Consider the following 16,534-nt stretch of genomic DNA (forward strand, 5'->3'; position numbering starts at 1 on the left):
CGGTGATGAGCCGATCAGACACACCAAGAACCAATCCTGCTTCCGACGTACCGCCGGGTACGCTCGAATGGATCGGCGTTACGCCGCGCCAGCTCGCGGGCTTCATGGCCATGGTGTTCGGCATGTTCATGGCAATCCTCGACATTCAAATTGTGTCGGCGTCGCTGTCCGAAATTCAGGCCGGGCTTTCCGCAAGCTCGGATGAAATTCCGTGGGTGCAGACGGCGTATCTGATCGCCGAAGTCGTGATGATTCCGCTGTCGGGATTTCTGGCGCGTGCGCTCTCGACGCGCGTGCTGTTTCTGTCGGCAGCCATCGGCTTCACGGCCGCGAGCGCGCTTTGCGCGACGGCAACGACGATCGATCAGATGATCGTCTATCGCGCGCTGCAGGGTTTCATCGGCGGCGGCATGATACCGAGCGTGTTTGCTGTCGCCTTCTCGCTCTTTCCTCCGTCGAAGCGCAACATCGTGTCGCCGATCATCGGTCTCGTCGCGACGCTGGCGCCGACCATCGGCCCGACCGTCGGCGGCTATCTCAGCGATGCGTTTTCCTGGCACTGGCTGTTTCTCGTCAATGTCGGGCCCGGCATTCTGGTCGCTATCGCCGTGTATTTCCTGGTCGATTTCGACAAGCCGGATCATTCGCTGTTCGGACGCTTCGACTTCGTCGGGCTCGCCGGCATGGCGGTGATGCTCGGCTCGCTCGAGTACGTTCTCGAAGAAGGCCCGCGCTACGACTGGCTCGACGACAGCACCATCGCGACCTTCGCGGTTCTGACGGTTGTCGGCGCGATCGTATTCTTCTGGCGGGCAGCGACTGCGAGGGAACCGATTGTCGAGCTCCGCGCCTTTCGAGACAGGAACTTTGCGTTCGGCTCGGCCTTCAGCTTCACGATGGGCATCGGGCTTTACGGCTTGACCTATCTTTATCCGGTCTATCTCGCGCAGGTGCGCGGCTACGATGCGCTGATGATCGGCGAGACGATGTTCGTCACGGGCGTCGCGATGTTCCTCACCGCGCCGATCAGCGGACGTTTGGCGAGCGTGCTCGATCCGCGCGTGATGATGCTGATCGGATTCACAGGTTTCGCTGCCGGTACCTACTGGACGACGGCCATCACCGCCGACTGGGACTTCTGGGAGCTTTTCATTCCGCAAATCCTGCGTGGCTCGTCGCTGATGTTGTGCATGGTACCGATCAATAATCTGTCACTCGGAACGCTGCCGCCGGAGCAATTGAAGAATGCTTCCGGTTTGTTCAACCTCACCCGCAACCTTGGTGGTGCGGTTGGCCTCGCGGTCATCAACACGCTGCTCAATAAGCGCCTCGATCTGCATCTTGAGCGCCTGCATGAGAACGTTGCGTGGGGCCGGGCGGTGGCGGAAGATCAGCTCAGAAACATGCAGCAGTCCATGTCGCAAGTGATGCCCGATGGCGATCTGACGGCGTTGAAGCAGCTCGCGATGCTCGTGCGCAAGCAGGCCAACGTGCTGTCGTTCGCGGACGTCTTCCTGTTCCTGACAATCCTGTTTGCGACGGCCGGGCTGTTCACGTTGCTGATGCGCAAACCCGCCGCGATCCCCGCAGGCGCTGGCGGTCATTAGCTCTCGCTTGCCGGGACACATCATCGCCAGTCGCACGTAACGCATGACTGGCGATGTTCTCTCTATTCAGTAGACGAGTGTGCCAAACAATCGTGCGTTCGCACCCGGCTGCAGGACTTCATCCTTCTTGAACGACGCGCTGCTGCGAATGTCCTCGTTCAAGAGGTTTTCGCCCTTGAGCCCGATGATAAGCTTCGGCGCGATACCGCCCTCGCCGTTCAACGTCATCGTATAGCTGATCTCGGCGTTGACGAGCGTGTAGCCAGCAGTCGGCGTTTCGTGCGGGGCGATATCGTTCTGATTGAATGCGTAGAGGGATGAAACCTTCGCCTGCCACGCGTCATCACGATAGTAGAGCCCGCCGCCGATCCGGTGCGGCGGCATGCGCGGCACGTACTCGCCGTTCGAGAATTCGGCGTGCACGAAATCGTACTGCGCCGAGACGCCCCAGATGCCGTTCCAGATCTGAGCAACGTCGTATTCGGTCGCCAGCTCGACGCCATAGAACGTCGCGTCCCGTTGATTGAAAATCACCTGATCGAGTTCGCTGCCGGAACCGCACGAGGCAATCGTATCGTCACATTTTGCGCCGGTGAAATCGCGGAAGATGTAGCCATCGAACTTCGCGTAGTAGAAGGATGAATCGAACCGCCAGCGGCCTACGGCTTTGTTGAAACCAAACTCGATTGATTTCGACGTCTCGATGCCGATGTCCGGATTGCCGATCTCGAACGTCTCCGTTGCCTCGTGCGCGCCTTTCGAAAAGAGTTCCTGCGCAACCGGGGCGCGCTCGGCGTAGGTTCCTGTGAGCCGCGCCACGATGCCGTGCGGCAGGTCATAGAGCAATCCGAGGCTGCCGCTGACAGGCGTGAACGATTTGCGCTCGGCGACAAGGCTGTCGGGTAGCGGGTTCATGATATCCGCATACATCGATCCGCTGACGTTATCGTTCTCGACGCGGCCACTGGCCTGTAGCCGGAGCGCAGGCGTCAGGCGCAGTTCCTCGAACAGATAGCCGCCGATGCTATCCGTCGTGTTGGGCTCGAGCAGGTTGTCGCCCTCGAAGCTGATGCCGGCCAGTTGGCGGTTGCTGATCTGAATGCCGGCGGTGCTCGTCAGTGCGCCGAACGCGGTCGCAAAAGGCACGGTTTCGATTTCAGCACGGCCTTCCGTGTATCGGTTCGTGAAGCGCGAGCCGACGGCGTCGCTCCCCTCGTCCGCCTCGAAAACGAGTTCGTTGTGCGCGTAGTTGGTCCAGCCGAACCAGCCGCGCACGGCGGCGATGCCCATTTCCGGCGCGCGCCATTCACCTTTGGCGTTGATCTTGTCCTGGCCCATATCGATGCGCGATTTTTCTTCCGCAGCCTCGATGCCGGGCACTGCGTAAAGACTATCGAAACGCGTGTAGCTGACGCCCAGGAACCCATCGCGGCCGATAAAGGAGCCGCCGATCGACGCGCCGCGGCTGTCGAGAAATGAGTTTTCCTGACGGCCTTCCGGCGTATCGTAATTGTCGGCATGGCGCGCGAAACCGTCGGCGTGGATGGCGAAGCCCTGCGAGCCTGCCGTCGCCTTGAACGCTCCGTCGCGTCCGTTATCGACGGAGCTCAATCCGCCGGTGATTTGTCCGGTGAAGCCGCCGTACGGAATGTAGGTCGGAATTCTCTGGTTTTCGGCGCTGACGACGCCGCCGATCGCCTGCGATCCGTAGCGAATGGTCGAAGGTCCGCGCAACACCGTGACGCTGTCGGCGCTATAGGGATCGACCGGAAAAGCATGATCCTCGCTGATGTCGGAAACGTCGCCTGTCGCGATCCCGTTTTCCTGAATTCGCACGCGGTTGTTGTCGAGCCCGCGGAGAATGGGGCGATTTGCGCCTGGCGCGAACGTGGAACCGGCAATGCCCGGCTGCTGATCCAGCGTGTCGGTGAGCGTTGCGCCGTGCGTCGGAATGATATTGCGGGCATTCGTAACTGTTGTCGCCTGCGTCCCTGTTTGCGCGGTTATGAGCGTTCCGGGTGGCGGTAGAATGGTTGCCGCCGAAACAGCATCGTCGTTTCCGGAGTCAGGTGACGATACCGATTGCGGCGCCACCGGCTTCGATGTTGCGGCTTTCAGTCCTGTCGGGGCATTCCTTTTTGGCTTCCGCGACTTCGGCTTCGATGTGGCGACTTTTTTCGGCGCAACGACGACTACCGACGGCAATTCAGCGCCGACGGTTTGCGAGTTCGATTGCGCCTGCTGGTTCGCAGATGCCGGAGGCGTTGCGGCTTGCGCGTGCGTTTCTTGCGCAAGCGTTGGCGAGATTGGCCCCAACGCCACAGCGGCCACAGTCAGTCCAACATACCTACGCATCATTTCCCCCAATTCCTCGAGAGCGGCCCCCATATGCCGCGATCTAGGTTTCGTATATTATAACATATTATTTATGTCGAGCCGGGCGAGGTCGCGGCGCGCGGACGCGTGACTTTCAAGCGACAGTCGGCCGTGAGAAAGGGCAGCAAACCCTTGGTTTCTTTGCATACGGAGTGCGCGTGCGGGCAACTCTGGCGCCCGAAATAAAGACACAGCTCTGCATCGTCGCGTGGCCGCAATTTCGAGCCAGGCCGTCGCGTAAAAAATCGACGCCGCACATTACTCGCGCGGCGAGACGACGAACAAAGGACCGACCGCGATGAAAGTCTTGCCGCTCAAGCGACGTTCGTTTCGTCTTCACGCCGCCTTGGGCGCGATGCTGATTTCGAGCATCGGAATGCTAAGCACGCCCTGCTCCGCCAAGCACAAAGCGCAGCCCGCCATACCCGGCGATCCGTGCACCAAGATGAGCGGCTACCTGTCGAAGCGCATCAGCGACATGAAGAGCCTGAAGAGCGTGATGGAGAAAGAGCAGTCGGTTCCGGACACGCTCTCGGGCGTCTTCGATCTGATGCAAGGCAAGCCCTATATCGACCAGCCTAAGACGCAAAAGCTCGCGGAGATGCGGCGCGAGGCCAACAGCATCAATGATGCGATGCGTGTCTCCGGCTGCACCGTCGTCGATATCGATGCGGAACTCGCCAAAGCTTCGACTCCGGTTCTTCCGACACCGGATCGCAAGGGCAAGATCGACGCGTCCGGTCTGGAACCAAGTATCCCGCTTCGCTCCGCGCATTAACTATTTGTTTACCCGAAGCACCTTGAATTCCCCGGAGCTGTCTCTTGCACCGGGCTGACCACCGTGACCTTTCCTCGAATTCTGGTCGTGACTGGGGTGTTCGCTGCGACGGCGTCCGTCATTCCGGGCGATCTCGCGGCTCAGAGCCTTACGATCGACGAAACCGTCGCCGTTCAAACGACATGGATGAGCGGCTACATGGGCCTTGGCGGCGGGCTGGCGCGCGCGATGCCGAAGCCGTCAGAGAAGAAGCCTTCCGATAAGAAGATCGCCTCGGCCGCGCCGGAGCGCCGGGTTGTACGTCGGCCGGCTCCGCAAATCGTGCGCCGTGCCGTTCCGTCGAAGGCGCCGATCGCGCTCATCGCGGAAACGCTCGATCACACGGGCGAGAATATCGCGACCCTCGGATCGCAGACCGAGCAACGCTAATCGCTTTGCTCCGCAACGCGCTGACGCTTGCGAGCGGCGGCGCCGCGCCGGTGATTTTCGCGCGCGACCCAGACCAACGACAGAAGCGCGATGCTGCGGCCTAGGCCAAACAGCGGAAGGCGTCGCGGCGCTCTTTGCCGTATGACAACCGCGTTCACGCGCGACGCTCGCGCGCACAATCGCGCGTCAGCTTTCCTGAAGCCGATTCAGCGCTGAGCCCCGCGCGCTCGTTCGACAACCAGGTTCACGAACTCAACGAAACAAGAGTCGTCTGACCGAAATGTAATCGCGGCGGTATTTCTTCCGCCGTTCCGCACCCTACATAACAATCGCCGTGCGGATTCGGCGTGGCGCACAACGGCGAAGGAGCCCCTGTCATGGATTCTCAGGAGCAACATCTCATCGAGGATTTGTTTGCTCGCTTGCGAAGCGCAAGCGGCGGGCCGAAGGATCGGGATGCGGAACAGCTCATTCGAGATATTCTGTCTCGCTTTCCAGACGCTCCCTATTATCTGACGCAAAGCGTGCTCGTGCAGCAGCAGGCGCTGGATCGCGCCGAAGCGCGGATCAAGGAGCTTGAGGCCGCGGGCGAAGATCGCAGCGCCAGTGCGTCGCGCGGTTCATCCAGTTTTCTCGGCGGCTCATCGGTGCCGCAGACAGGCGCGCAGACCAGCTACCAGACCGGCCGCCGGTATGCGGATGCCGAAACATCTCCCGACCCTGCGCGAGCCACTGAAAGCCCGTGGGCGTCGCAACCGTCGCGCACCGGCAGCTTTCTCGGCACTGCGCTTTCGACAGCGACCGGCGTTGCCGGCGGCATGTTCATCGCGGACAGCATTCGCAATCTTTTCGGTGGCGGCAGTTCGGCATCGGCCAGCGAAACCCAGGCCAAGCTTGATCGCGCTCAGGACGATGCGCAGGACGCGCAAGACGACGCCGATAAAGCGCGGAAAGACCTCGCTGCCGACGATGCTGCGCTCGACGACATGCAGGACGAGCAGGATGACGACTGGTCGGACGACGACGGCAGCATGGACGTTTAATGTTCAGCGTGCGCGATAGCCCGCTGGCCGCCCCCCAGCGGGCTATTTGCGTCGTGTCAGCTAGCCGTCACACCGTCGGAACTCCAAGCTTGAGCTGCGCGCTTAACACGAGACGCGACTGGTGCGCGTCACGTGACGAGCGACAGCTGGAGAGTTCCGAGAATGGGCAACGAACACGATCCCCCGACCAATCCTTTTCCGACGCAAGAGCCTGGACAGTTACCGCCCTTGCCGCCGGAACCCACGGAGCCGCCGCAGCCGGCACCCATTCCAATCGACGATCCCCACAAGCCGGACGCTGAGCCGCTGCAAAAGTAGTCAGCTCCGCAGAGCGTGTTCGCAATGTGAATAGCTCATGAACGTGCGCCGCTTTTGATCAGCGTAACAACAATTGAAGGAACAGCCAGAAGCGTTTCCCGGTTTCCCTCCCCGACTGCGGGTTAGTGGAATCTCACAAGGAGACGAAAATGCTGAAGTCCTCAATTGCAATTGCCGCGTTGATGATCGGCGCGCCAATGGCGTTTGCGCAGGGCGCGCCGAACGCCGACAAAGGCGGCGCAGGCGCGGGTATGTCAGATAGATCCTCGCATGAGCGTATGGGCGGAGCGTCCGGCGCAAGCGAAGGCTCGTCGGGCTCGAATTATGCGCCGGGACATGAAAAAGGCAGTGGGCCGGCCAATGAGCGTGCGCCCGGCAACATGAAATCCGAAGGGTCCGCGCGTGAGTACGCTCCCGGACACGAGAAAGATAGGACCGGAAAGCAGTCTGAAAGCCGCTCCGATCGCGATCGCGATATGCAGCGAAATCGTGCTGATCGATCTGAAAGGAATTCAGACCGCAACGCCCGAGGCGACCGCGATTCCGATATGAAAAATCGAAATGCTTCGGGAGACCGGGATCGCAACCGGAACGAGGCGCGCGGAGAAGACCGCGGTGGCGCGTCGAGCGGCGCGAGTCAGGGCACGGAAGGTCGCGCGGAAGGACATCGCGGATCGATCGCTAGCGTCACAACTGAACAACGCAGCAGAGCGCGCTCGGCGTTCAGCAGCCATCGCGTCGCGCCAGTCCGTGATCTCGGTGTAGCAGTGAATGTCGGCGTGCGGCTGCCGCGCACGGTGCATTTATATCCGGTGCCGCTGGCTGTGGTCGAGATCGTACCGGCATATCGCGAATATGAGTACATCCAGATCGACGATAACCGGATCGCTATTATTGATCCCGACACTTTTGAAGTCGTCGACATCATCTTGCTGGCGTAAGCTGAGAGAAGCGAATTCAAAAACGAGGGCTCGTAGCATTGCTGCGAGCCCTTTTTGCTTGCGATCAATTCGGCGCCGAGCGCGCCTGCCAAGCAAGCAAACGTAATGGTGAGGAAGCGGAACGAGGAGAGGCCCAGTCCGGGGGCAGACTGAGCCTCTTCGCAAATGAAGACCACCAGCCGGGGGTGCGCTGGCTTTTGGTGCAGGGGGATACACCGGTCTTCACATCATCAACAGGGCGCGTCTGCGATTGGTTCCAGCCCGCAAAGTCATAAAAACAGCGATTATTATTAAAAGATTTTCATCAGTGTGCGCACTCGCCCACGACGATCAGCAAGCTGCGGTCTACACTTGTAATCATAGGAAAACACCCTGGCGATTGAGCCAGGGTGTCGATTTCGTTAGCGCTTTCTTTCGTCGTTCCGATGCTCGGAACCTTGCTGATGGCCGGGGCGATTTTCCTGGCCACCCTGCTGCTTCTTCTGCTCTTTCTCATGCTGCTTGTCGCGTTCGTGGCTCTGCTGCTGCTGACCACCACGCTGCTCGCCACCCTGCTGCTGGTGGCCCTGTTTCTGGTCATTACCCATTTGATCAGTCTCCATGGTTGGGACAGAAAAAACGGCTGAGCGGCTCAAAACGTTCCGGACATTAATCGACAGAAAATCGACCCGGTTCGCTTATAATTTCTAATGCAATTCATATCTCCAACGCGCAGCCTTCGCGCTTCGCGGCGGCTTGTGAATTGCCTTGCGCTCATCCCGAACAATGGAGCCTCATCATGCTGACACTTTACTATTCGCCTGGCGCATGCAGCCTCGCCAGTCACATTGCATTGCATGAGGCGGGCGAGAAATTCGATCTTGTGAAAGTCAATCTCAAAACACATGCACTCGAGGACGGACGTTCGTTCAAGGATATCAATCCGAAGGGCTATGTCCCGGCGCTACAGTTCGATAATGGCGACGTGCTTACGGAGAACGTCGCCATTCTGACGAAGATTGCGGATCGTCATTCAACGCTCGCAGCACCCGGCAAACACGGAAAGTATCGCCTGCTCGAAATGCTGGCGTTTATCTCGAGCGAGGTCCACAAATCCTTCAAGCCTCTGTTTAGCGCCAACTCAACTGCGGAAGAAAAACAAGCGGCGAAGGACGCGATAGCGAAGCGTCTCGAGTTCCTCGCCAAGCACAAACCGACGTCCGGCACTTATCTTTTCGGAGACAACATGACGGTCGCCGATGCCTATCTCTTCGTCATGCTGCTTTGGGCAGAGAAAAACGGCGTCAAGGTACCCGATGCGTTGAAAAAGCTGGCGGAAGCGATGAAAGCGCGTCCGACGGTTCATCTTGCGTTGAAGCACGAAGGCCTAGCTGCCTGAGCCGCGATGTCAGCGATGTTTCAAGGCGACTGCGGGGCATAGCTGCCTGACGTCCGTTGGCGCTAAGGATGAAAGGAAAGCGCAGGATCGGCCGGATTCCCGCCGCTGCCGCCTTATTGTTGATTCCGATGTGCTCGGTCTGCCCCGCGATATTTTCGCCTCTGTACGGGTCCAGCGGTGTAGTCCCGTTGCCTCCATGTGACGATCAGCAAGCAATCGGGCCTGCGGTTTATTTCGGCCCAAAACCGCCCTTGCAAGTCATTCCGCAGTCGTGAATGACTCTATTACGGTTTGGAATTCGAATCCGCGAAATATGGAGATGGCTTTGGCGATTTGCAGAAAGTGTCTTCAATTGGCAAAAAGTGCCCTTTTCAGTTTCGCGTCGATCGCAATTCTTGCTGGTCCCGCCAATTCTTTAGGCTTGCCAAAATATTCCGCTTCGACACTACCTGGCGCTGCAGTGCAGTTGGTGCATGGCTTTCATTGCCGCCCTATGTTCGGCTGGGATCCACGGCTCGGCGTTTATCACAAGCATCGGCATGAAGGCATTTGCCAGAATTTCCAGCGCTGCATGAAGGTTATGTATCGTTGCGATGCGCTGATGGGGAAAGGCTGGGAGCCTTGGTCTTATGAGCGTTGGGGATTCGACAATTGGCGCTTCGACAAGTGCATGTTGGACGCGGGGTGTTATTAATCCTCAGTGCGAGATGCTCCATGTTGTTATCCGTCAGATCAAATGTGAAAATTCGAAGTCTTCGCCTGTTTTTGATTTTGGCGTCAGCGTCGTTGACGCTCCCTTCGAATGCGCGCGCCGACGGCGTTACGATTGAAAGCGAAAATCCGCGTCAAAGCATCCGGCTAAAACTTGATAACGCGACGATCCGGAGCGTTCTCGAGGCCGTGCGCGACAAATACGGTATAGAGATTTCGGCTAGCGACGATCCCGCTTTCGACGAGCCGATCACCGCGACCTATGAAGGCAACTTACCCAAAATTTTCGAGCGTTTGCTGCGCAATCAAAACTACATGCTGGTGCGGTCCGCGAAGAACGTGACAGGTGTTGAGAAGATTTTGATTGCGGTCGTCGATCGTTCCAAGCCGATGAAATCAGCGCCGGCACCGGAGCCTACGCCTATGCCCTAGTCGCCCGCCTGTAGCGCACTAAGCGTTACGAGCACTTAGGATCGTCGGGTTTGGAACATGCTTTCTTGAATTGGATAACCTGTGACGTGTCTTCATCGCGTTTCAGCACGACCGTATCGCGTTCGACTGATTTGACGAGCCATCCGCCAATCATGTCGCCAACCTCGACACGATACTGAGCACCGGAATTCTCGCTCCGCAACAGAGCTATCGTACGCCTCTGATTGAGCAGCACGCCGATCAGTTGATAGTCGGGCGGAGGCTTGGGAGGGGCTACCGCCTGCTTCACCTCCGCGGGCGGCGGCGGCTTGCGAGACGGCGCGAACAACGGCCGTTGCACCCAATTCTTGAGCGCGCCCTTCTCAAACGATGCGAGCGGATTGCCTGTTCGTAACGCGTCATTCTCCGGTTGAGCTGCATCATCATCGGCAGCGACCTGCTCGGCTTGCCCATTGTTCGCGGCTGCGCCTTCATGCGCCGCTTCCGCAACTGTGCCGCGATTACTCCACATCGACATCAGCATGTCGCGGTTATCGAACCCTACGAGCGCCGCAAGGCCAAGCGACACCAATGCGAGCAACAACGGGCGAAGCTTCGTCATATCAGGAAGCTCCTCCGCCTTGAGCCGCGAAACCGCTCACCTGCAGAGTCACTTCGAGAGGCCCCATGTAATGAGGCTCGGGCGGGCGGAAATCATCGTGAATGGCTTGCACGGAGACGTCGTCGATAAAGATCAGCGGCATTCCTGTCTCAAGCGTATGAATGATATCGCGGAGGCCTTGCGTCCCGACGTTGATTGATACGCTCACGGATATTCGCATCAGATTGCCGTCTTCCTTGGGCGGAAGAATCTGAATGCTGGAGGCCGTTCCTCCATTTGCTGCCACCAGCGAATTGACGAGACTCTGCAAATTCGCACCGGCGACACCTGTCTTGTCGCCCTCGAGCAGCAGGCTCTTGTCCTGTCCGAGTGCCGAAAGCTCCTCATGCTCCTTTCGCAACTTGTCCTCATGCGCGACCTTGGCGCGCAACTCCGGCAAAAGTTTCTGCTTTTCGGCAATCTCGTCTTCCAGGCCCGCAACCTGCAGAAATGGCACCGCCGCAAGCGCCGCGACGCCGGCCAGCAGCGCTATCAAAATGGCGACGGCCGCATAAGCCTTGTATGTTCTTCCAAGCGGCATCACTGACGTTTCTCCGGTGTTCCTTCAGCTTGGATTTTTCCAACGATCGAAAATGTTCCAAGCTTTTGACCATCCTCGCGCGTGGTGGGCGCCGCGAACCGCACATCCTCAAATTCGGGCGTGCTCTCAAGTTCTCCGATCAAGCCCGTCGGATCTGCTGATTTTCCGACCATGCGCGCCTCGCCGTCATGAATTTCAAATTCATCGAGATAAGCCGTATCCGGAAGCGCGCGGCTCAGGGCTTCGATCAACTCCATGGCGGGACGGTTGTCCAATTTCATTTTGGCCAAACGCTCGCGCTGATCTTTGATCTTGGTATTCTCGTCGTTGAGTTTCTTGATGTCGTCGACCTTGGACATGACAGCCGCGATTTTACCGTCGAGTTCGTCGAACTGCGTTTGCAGATCCCAAAGCCGATAGAGCCCAAATCCCCCGGCAAGCAGGCTGCAAATAACAAGTCCTGCGAGCGCGACTTTCACGCGCGCGGCCGTTCTCGTGACCGGATCCTGCTCCAACTTCAGAATTTCGACCTGTGAGGCATCCTCCGGTGCCTCGGCAAAATCGACGGCTCTTGGAGAAAGCCCGAGCTCTTGCGCTCTTTGCAGCGCGCTATCGACGAGCGTTTTTGTCGTCGCGATGATTTCCGTGTCGATCTGATCACTCGATGCCGGATCGTCAGCGACGACGCGATAGCCAAAATAGGTATTCTCTACCGGCCAGGCGACAATCGTCTCGACTTTGTTCTCGACGACTGAGCTGAGCAGGTCCGCTGCTGCGCGGGGAACCCGCAGCGTCCGTCTCACAACCTGACTGGGTGCAAGCCGGAGCAGGATCTGATTGGTGTCCCGTTTTCCAATCACGCTTCGTCTAGCGTCCGCGATCGCATCGCTACCTGCATCGTGGGCAAGCATCGCAATTTCTTTGATCCGGCCGTCGCTGTTCGCAATGATACGCAGGCCGTCGGCGCTTTGATAAAGCATTGTCCGCCAGGGCCGCTCTTTAGCCTGCTTGCGCGTGAGCACGCTGCTCAGTTCATAAATCCACCACGCATAGAAGCGGTGAATTCGGCCAAATCGGTCTGCGCTTTGCGCCATCACATCTTCTCCGCTGACGCGCTCACCGTGGGCCACTTCGCGAGCAATCGATATGGTGCCGCCGTATCGATGCCAGTGACGATCGCAAACGTGCGCTCGACGCGGTGACTGCTGCCTGTGCGCTGAGCGCTGACTTTGATGATGAACGCGGGGCCGCGCTGCTCCGTCAGGTAGGACCGTGCTTTGTCCAGAACGTCGTTCGATGCGTCTCTGCTGGAATACTTGAGCTTGACCAAGTCGGCGCGATTGATGTCTGGAATGGCCTCCAACACTTTCTCGGGCGCCGTCGCCGGATTGATCGTGCCTTCGGCACTGTAGACGGTCAGATAGGGTTCGATGCGCTTAAACAGTCTCTCGGGAACGCCGCGCGTTCGCCCAAGCTGCCATACGTCGGCGAACGCCATATGCGCGCGAAACGTGTCCTGCGACGCGTTATCATTCGTTTTCGAAGGTGTTTGAGAGTTCGTGTTCACCGCCGCCTCACGCGCCTCCATGATGAGCGAACCCAGGCGATCGGCTTCGGCGGGCGCGCTCGAGAATTTGCGCAAAAATGACCGCAACAGTTTTTCATCTGCCTGATTGACGTCGATCAGCGCGTTTGCATCCGTGGCGGTGATGACAAGTTTCACACCGGCAAACGCAATCGCGTGCGGCGTCCCATCTCCCGGCCAGCGTTGCTTCTCATTGAGATCGACGAGATGCGCGGCGCCGACTTCGAGGCCTGCATCGAGCAGCGCTTCCGATACGGTCCAGTCCACTTCGGCCGTTGCTGACGCGGCGCTGCTGCGGACCGCTGCATTGAACGAGACGACGAGGATCGTTGCCGCTGTCAGGACCCAGAGCACGACAAGCATGACGAACCCGGCTTCTCCGTGCTGCTGAAGCTCCCGTCCGGCGCACTTGGTTCGCTGTTCCATGAAATCATTTCTCCTTGGTCGCATTGGCGACGGGAGTGCTCTGATGGAATTCCCCTCCGGTGCGTGCGCTGCAGCCATCGGAACCGTCGCTTACGCAGCCGACTTCGGCATCGGCTCGCACGGCGGCGATGAAGGGTTGCGCGATTTCATCCCCCGATCTGGCGTCAACGATCTGCAAGCGAATGAGATCCGGCAGGCGGTTCGGCTTTTTCCATGTCGCGAGCCAGGAACCTTGGCGCTTGCCTTTTTCGGCGTAAGAGAATTGGTATGCGAATGGTCCATCCAATAGTGAAACTTTATTGGCTGGCGTTGCTCCCGGGAACGCTGACATGCCGGCCTGATACGGAGCACGGGCTCTGATTAGTTCATTTTTTCCGTTCGTCGCCGAATTCGAATAATCAACGAAGTACAGTCCCGGAGCGGTCGGATAGGGCGGCTCTACGGTGACGAACGACAAACGGCTTGCGGTGCCTGAGAATATGAACCGGCGATCGACGTCAGCAATCCGCGTCAGGCGTCGCATGCCCGACACGTCGCGTTCGAATATATCGAAGGCGCGCGAAATCATTTCGAGACGTTCGATGCCGTTGGCGTTCGCGTTCCAATGCATTGACAGCGTGCGCAGCGCCGAACTCACGATGCCGAGAAGCATCGTGAGGATCGTCAGGCTCACGAGCAGCTCGATCAACGTGAACCCGCTCTGCCCGTTCCAATCCTGAGGCTGCTGCGCGCTACCCATTGTTACGTCCGAACTTCAATGTCGTGAGCACAAGCTCGCGCCCGTCGCCTAACGCGACGGTCACGCGGACGCGCCGCAGCTTCCAGCCATCGCGCACGTCGACCTTTGCCCACGGCGATGTTTCCGGAGCGACATCGATTGCCCACTGAAAGCCGCCGCTGCTGCCGTTCTGCGACGTCGGCGGAATTGACCAGCCCGTCGTTGCATCGGCGAGCAGGCCGCGGGCAATCACCCGGGCTTTTGCATAGTCCGCGGCTGTCCCAACCGTCCGCAGCGCGCGGCCGTTCGCCTCGAACAATCCGGCAAGGCCGATCGATAAAACGAGCATTGCGATCAGGGTTTCGAACAGCGTGAAACCCGCGTTCGCGCTCGAAGCCCCGGCCGCCTCAGTTGATGGAGGCGGACGAAACGCGGCCCGTAAGCCAGTTGACTCGAATTTCATAGGCTTTGTCTCTTGATCTCAAGTTGATGGTGCCGCCCGTCGAAGCTCCGTTCGGAAAGAAGCGAATTCCGGCGGCCGTTGGCGATACCCGTTCGCTATCGGCTGACATGACATCGAGATCGATCGATCGCGGAAACGTCATCGGCGCGATACCGTTGCTGAATTCGATCGACTTGCGAGCGACATCGATGACGGCGAGACGATCCGATCCCGAAATCATTGCTCCCGATCGAATATCTCGCAGGCGCGAGGCCGCCATAAGTGACGCCGTTTTCAATTGGGCTTCGCTCGAAGGGCTCCGATACAGCATCGAAATCGCGCCGGCCGTCAGCGCAACAATCACAAGCACGGCCAACATCTCGAAGAGCGTGAAGCCCGCTTCACGGTTGCAATCTTTCGGCTCACTGCCAGCTGGTGACATCTTGATCCTCACCCTGACCGCCTTCCTTTTTGTCCGCGCCAAGAGACAGAATATCGAAAGCGCCGTGTTTGCCGGGATAGACGTAAAAATAGGGCTGGCCCCAAGGATCGAGCGGCACGCGATCCTTCTTCAGATAAGGCCCATTCCAACTCGGGATATTTCCAGGGCGCTGGACGAGCGCCACCAAGCCCTGGCGGCCATCGGGGTACTGTCCAGTATCGAGCTTGTAGAGTTCGAGCGACGTACTCAGGCTTTCGATCTGCACCTTCGCGGTCTTTGTTCGTGAGCTGCCGAGATATCCGATGACGCGCGGCGCAACGAGGCTCGCGAGCAGAACGAGAATGACCATCACCACCAAGAGTTCGACGAGCGTAAATCCCAGTTCGCCATCTCGCCGCCGTTCGGTACGCTGAGCGCTAAATCCCACTTCATACGTCGTGACCTTCATGTCGTTACCCTTCTCACATAGCGAGATCGTTGATGCTTATGACTGCGCTCAGAATGGAGACGATGATGAACGCGATGATGCCGCTGACGACGAGGATGATGACCGGCTCCAGAATCGTGAAGGTGCGTTCAACCGTTCGCTCGAGCTTTTCCTCGAAGACTTCCGCCATATGAAGAAGTGATGACGCGAGGCTTCCCGTTTCCTCACCGACGCGAAGCATATTGATGAGGACCGGTGGGAACAGTTTGGAATCGGAGATTGGATCGAGAAAGCTACGTCCCTTCCGAAGCGCGTCGTAAGCCTCGTTCAGCGCCGAAGACGCGTTTTTGTTGCCGATCACGTCGCCAACGAGCTTCATCGCCGATGGAAGATCGACGCCATTCTCAATCAGCATGCCGAGCGTGCGGCAGAAGCGGACTGTCAGATTGAGCTTCATGATGCCGCCGATCAGCGGCATGCGCAGCAGCAGCGTCTCGACGTTGCCGCGTATCCGCGACCAACCCAGGACTACGATAGCCAGAACCGACGCGATCGCGGCAACAAGGTACTGCCAGTTCGCAATGAGCCAATCCGAAGCGCCGATGACGAAGCGCGCCTGATCGGGAATTTGCGTGCCGGCATTGCCGATCATATCCTTGAAGCGCGGAACGACAACGGTCAGCATGATCGTGACGGCTGCAATTGCCATGAGGATCAGGAGACACGGATAGAGCAATTCCGAAAGCGCCATACTCTTGAGCTTTTGCGCTTTCTCACGGCCAGCCGCGATGCGTTCCAGAACCGTTTCCAGTGTTCCGCTCGCTTCGGCTACACGAACCATACGCGAATAGATTGGCGGAAACGCGCCGCCCTGCATTTCCAATGCTTCGCAAAGGCTCTTACCGGAACTGATTTCCGTCCCGACACGTCCGATCAAACGTGCAAGCGATTTTGATCCCGCGTCACGCTCGAGAAATGTGAGCGCCTGATCGAGCGGCAAACCGGCCTTCAGCAACATTCCCAATTCGCGCGTGAAGAGCGTGATCTGGCGCGCCGACGGCAGGCCGGAGAATAGTGAAGCTCCGCCCGATGCAGCGCTACTCGAAGCCCCCTTGATCTCCGACACTTCAATAGGAAAATGGCCGAGCTGATTGAGGTCCTGAATGACCGTGGACCTGTCGACAGCTTCCATTTCCCCAACGAGGCTGGAGCCGGTTCGTGTCAACGCCGTATAGCGATAAAGCATGACTAGAAGGCGCCTCTCCGATCGCACGACCGGCGCGTCCAAATGAATAGCGCC

General features: G+C 58.7%; 19 protein-coding genes. 9 read left to right on the top strand and 10 right to left on the bottom strand.

What is annotated here, in order from left to right; all coding sequences use genetic code 11:
• The first annotated feature begins 5 nt into the window (after positions 1–5).
• Positions 6–1,607 (top strand): DHA2 family efflux MFS transporter permease subunit, encoded by a 1,602-nt coding sequence (locus HDEN_RS10535; RefSeq protein WP_013216094.1) that lies wholly within the window; start codon positions 6–8, stop codon positions 1,605–1,607.
• A gap of 66 nt (positions 1,608–1,673) precedes the next feature.
• On the opposite strand, the gene HDEN_RS10540 is transcribed toward HDEN_RS10535, so the two are convergent.
• The gene (locus HDEN_RS10540; RefSeq protein WP_245256616.1) at positions 1,674–3,995 is read right to left on the bottom strand and encodes a TonB-dependent receptor; all 2,322 of its coding nucleotides are present in this window, start codon (positions 3,993–3,995) and stop codon (positions 1,674–1,676) included.
• Between the two features lie 286 nt (positions 3,996–4,281).
• On the opposite strand from HDEN_RS10540, the gene HDEN_RS10545 reads away from it, so the two are divergent.
• The 8 genes from HDEN_RS10545 (at position 4,282) to HDEN_RS10580 (ending at position 10,013) form a co-directional block, all read left to right on the top strand.
• Complete coding sequence (locus HDEN_RS10545; protein WP_013216096.1) at positions 4,282–4,761, top strand: hypothetical protein; 480 nt, start codon at positions 4,282–4,284, stop codon at positions 4,759–4,761.
• 63 nt (positions 4,762–4,824) lie between these two features.
• Positions 4,825–5,190, top strand: a complete 366-nt coding sequence (locus HDEN_RS10550) for a hypothetical protein (protein WP_013216097.1) — start codon at positions 4,825–4,827, stop codon at positions 5,188–5,190.
• 377 nt (positions 5,191–5,567) lie between these two features.
• Positions 5,568–6,233: a DUF2076 domain-containing protein gene (locus tag HDEN_RS10555; RefSeq protein WP_013216098.1), complete on the top strand. Its 666-nt coding sequence runs from the start codon at positions 5,568–5,570 to the stop codon at positions 6,231–6,233.
• A 467-nt stretch (positions 6,234–6,700) separates the two neighbouring features.
• Positions 6,701–7,492 (top strand): DUF1236 domain-containing protein, encoded by a 792-nt coding sequence (locus HDEN_RS10560; RefSeq protein WP_013216100.1) that lies wholly within the window; start codon positions 6,701–6,703, stop codon positions 7,490–7,492.
• A gap of 389 nt (positions 7,493–7,881) precedes the next feature.
• Complete coding sequence (locus HDEN_RS18370) at positions 7,882–8,118, top strand: hypothetical protein (RefSeq protein ID WP_013216101.1); 237 nt, start codon at positions 7,882–7,884, stop codon at positions 8,116–8,118.
• A 152-nt stretch (positions 8,119–8,270) separates the two neighbouring features.
• Complete coding sequence (locus HDEN_RS10570; RefSeq protein ID WP_013216102.1) at positions 8,271–8,870, top strand: glutathione binding-like protein; 600 nt, start codon at positions 8,271–8,273, stop codon at positions 8,868–8,870.
• 319 nt (positions 8,871–9,189) lie between these two features.
• Positions 9,190–9,564 (top strand): hypothetical protein, encoded by a 375-nt coding sequence (locus tag HDEN_RS18180; RefSeq protein WP_150103239.1) that lies wholly within the window; start codon positions 9,190–9,192, stop codon positions 9,562–9,564.
• The gene (locus HDEN_RS10580) at positions 9,522–10,013 is read left to right on the top strand and encodes a hypothetical protein (protein WP_150103240.1); all 492 of its coding nucleotides are present in this window, start codon (positions 9,522–9,524) and stop codon (positions 10,011–10,013) included. Before HDEN_RS18180 ends, HDEN_RS10580 begins: the two co-directional genes overlap by 43 nt.
• Before the next feature lie 25 nt (positions 10,014–10,038).
• Here HDEN_RS10580 and HDEN_RS10585 read toward each other — a convergent pair whose 3' ends face one another.
• Genes HDEN_RS10585 through HDEN_RS10625 form a run of 9 tightly spaced genes read right to left on the bottom strand, consistent with a single transcriptional unit; the run spans position 10,039 to position 16,480 of the window.
• On the bottom strand, positions 10,039–10,614 hold the full coding sequence (locus tag HDEN_RS10585; RefSeq protein ID WP_013216104.1) for a hypothetical protein: 576 nt from the start codon (positions 10,612–10,614) through the stop codon (positions 10,039–10,041).
• Between the two features lies 1 nt (position 10,615).
• Positions 10,616–11,194 carry a type II secretion system protein GspM gene (gene gspM, locus HDEN_RS10590; protein WP_013216105.1) on the bottom strand — a complete coding sequence of 193 codons (579 nt, stop codon included), beginning with the start codon at positions 11,192–11,194 and terminating at the stop codon, positions 10,616–10,618.
• Positions 11,194–12,288, bottom strand: coding sequence for a PilN domain-containing protein (locus HDEN_RS10595; RefSeq protein WP_013216106.1), 1,095 nt, complete (start codon positions 12,286–12,288; stop codon positions 11,194–11,196). The genes gspM and HDEN_RS10595 overlap by 1 nt, the downstream gene beginning before the upstream one ends.
• Complete coding sequence (locus tag HDEN_RS10600) at positions 12,288–13,205, bottom strand: type II secretion system protein GspK (protein ID WP_013216107.1); 918 nt, start codon at positions 13,203–13,205, stop codon at positions 12,288–12,290. The genes HDEN_RS10595 and HDEN_RS10600 overlap by 1 nt, the downstream gene beginning before the upstream one ends.
• A 4-nt stretch (positions 13,206–13,209) precedes the next feature.
• Complete coding sequence (locus HDEN_RS10605; protein WP_013216108.1) at positions 13,210–13,944, bottom strand: PulJ/GspJ family protein; 735 nt, start codon at positions 13,942–13,944, stop codon at positions 13,210–13,212.
• Entirely contained in the window at positions 13,937–14,386 is a 450-nt protein-coding gene (locus HDEN_RS10610; protein ID WP_013216109.1) for a prepilin-type N-terminal cleavage/methylation domain-containing protein, read from the bottom strand. Before HDEN_RS10610 ends, HDEN_RS10605 begins: the two co-directional genes overlap by 8 nt.
• On the bottom strand, positions 14,331–14,807 hold the full coding sequence (locus tag HDEN_RS10615; RefSeq protein ID WP_013216110.1) for a GspH/FimT family pseudopilin: 477 nt from the start codon (positions 14,805–14,807) through the stop codon (positions 14,331–14,333). Before HDEN_RS10615 ends, HDEN_RS10610 begins: the two co-directional genes overlap by 56 nt.
• A complete protein-coding gene (gspG, locus tag HDEN_RS10620) occupies positions 14,788–15,255 on the bottom strand; it encodes a type II secretion system major pseudopilin GspG (RefSeq protein WP_013216111.1) in 468 nt (155 codons plus the stop codon). Before gspG ends, HDEN_RS10615 begins: the two co-directional genes overlap by 20 nt.
• Positions 15,256–15,268: 13 nt before the next feature.
• Complete coding sequence (locus tag HDEN_RS10625; protein WP_013216112.1) at positions 15,269–16,480, bottom strand: type II secretion system F family protein; 1,212 nt, start codon at positions 16,478–16,480, stop codon at positions 15,269–15,271.
• Between the last annotated feature and the right edge of the window lie 54 nt (positions 16,481–16,534).

It is taken from the genome of Hyphomicrobium denitrificans ATCC 51888 (assembly GCF_000143145.1).
GTDB classification, from domain to species: Bacteria; Pseudomonadota; Alphaproteobacteria; order Rhizobiales; family Hyphomicrobiaceae; genus Hyphomicrobium_B; species Hyphomicrobium_B denitrificans.

What these genes read in the sequence shown, in the direction of transcription:
- HDEN_RS10535 (WP_013216094.1), top strand. Translation starts at nt 6, where the DNA reads ATGAGCCGATCAGACACACCAAGAACCAATCCTGCTTCCGACGTACCG.
- HDEN_RS10540 (WP_245256616.1), bottom strand. Translation starts at nt 3,995, where the DNA reads ATGGGGGCCGCTCTCGAGGAATTGGGGGAAATGATGCGTAGGTATGTT.
- HDEN_RS10545 (WP_013216096.1), top strand. Translation starts at nt 4,282, where the DNA reads ATGAAAGTCTTGCCGCTCAAGCGACGTTCGTTTCGTCTTCACGCCGCC.
- HDEN_RS10555 (WP_013216098.1), top strand. Translation starts at nt 5,568, where the DNA reads ATGGATTCTCAGGAGCAACATCTCATCGAGGATTTGTTTGCTCGCTTG.
- HDEN_RS10560 (WP_013216100.1), top strand. Translation starts at nt 6,701, where the DNA reads ATGCTGAAGTCCTCAATTGCAATTGCCGCGTTGATGATCGGCGCGCCA.
- HDEN_RS10570 (WP_013216102.1), top strand. Translation starts at nt 8,271, where the DNA reads ATGCTGACACTTTACTATTCGCCTGGCGCATGCAGCCTCGCCAGTCAC.
- HDEN_RS18180 (WP_150103239.1), top strand. Translation starts at nt 9,190, where the DNA reads ATGGCTTTGGCGATTTGCAGAAAGTGTCTTCAATTGGCAAAAAGTGCC.
- HDEN_RS10585 (WP_013216104.1), bottom strand. Translation starts at nt 10,614, where the DNA reads ATGACGAAGCTTCGCCCGTTGTTGCTCGCATTGGTGTCGCTTGGCCTT.
- gspM (WP_013216105.1), bottom strand. Translation starts at nt 11,194, where the DNA reads ATGCCGCTTGGAAGAACATACAAGGCTTATGCGGCCGTCGCCATTTTG.
- HDEN_RS10595 (WP_013216106.1), bottom strand. Translation starts at nt 12,288, where the DNA reads ATGGCGCAAAGCGCAGACCGATTTGGCCGAATTCACCGCTTCTATGCG.
- HDEN_RS10600 (WP_013216107.1), bottom strand. Translation starts at nt 13,205, where the DNA reads ATGGAACAGCGAACCAAGTGCGCCGGACGGGAGCTTCAGCAGCACGGA.
- HDEN_RS10605 (WP_013216108.1), bottom strand. Translation starts at nt 13,944, where the DNA reads ATGGGTAGCGCGCAGCAGCCTCAGGATTGGAACGGGCAGAGCGGGTTC.
- HDEN_RS10610 (WP_013216109.1), bottom strand. Translation starts at nt 14,386, where the DNA reads ATGAAATTCGAGTCAACTGGCTTACGGGCCGCGTTTCGTCCGCCTCCA.
- HDEN_RS10615 (WP_013216110.1), bottom strand. Translation starts at nt 14,807, where the DNA reads ATGTCACCAGCTGGCAGTGAGCCGAAAGATTGCAACCGTGAAGCGGGC.
- gspG (WP_013216111.1), bottom strand. Translation starts at nt 15,255, where the DNA reads ATGAAGGTCACGACGTATGAAGTGGGATTTAGCGCTCAGCGTACCGAA.
- HDEN_RS10625 (WP_013216112.1), bottom strand. Translation starts at nt 16,480, where the DNA reads ATGCTTTATCGCTATACGGCGTTGACACGAACCGGCTCCAGCCTCGTT.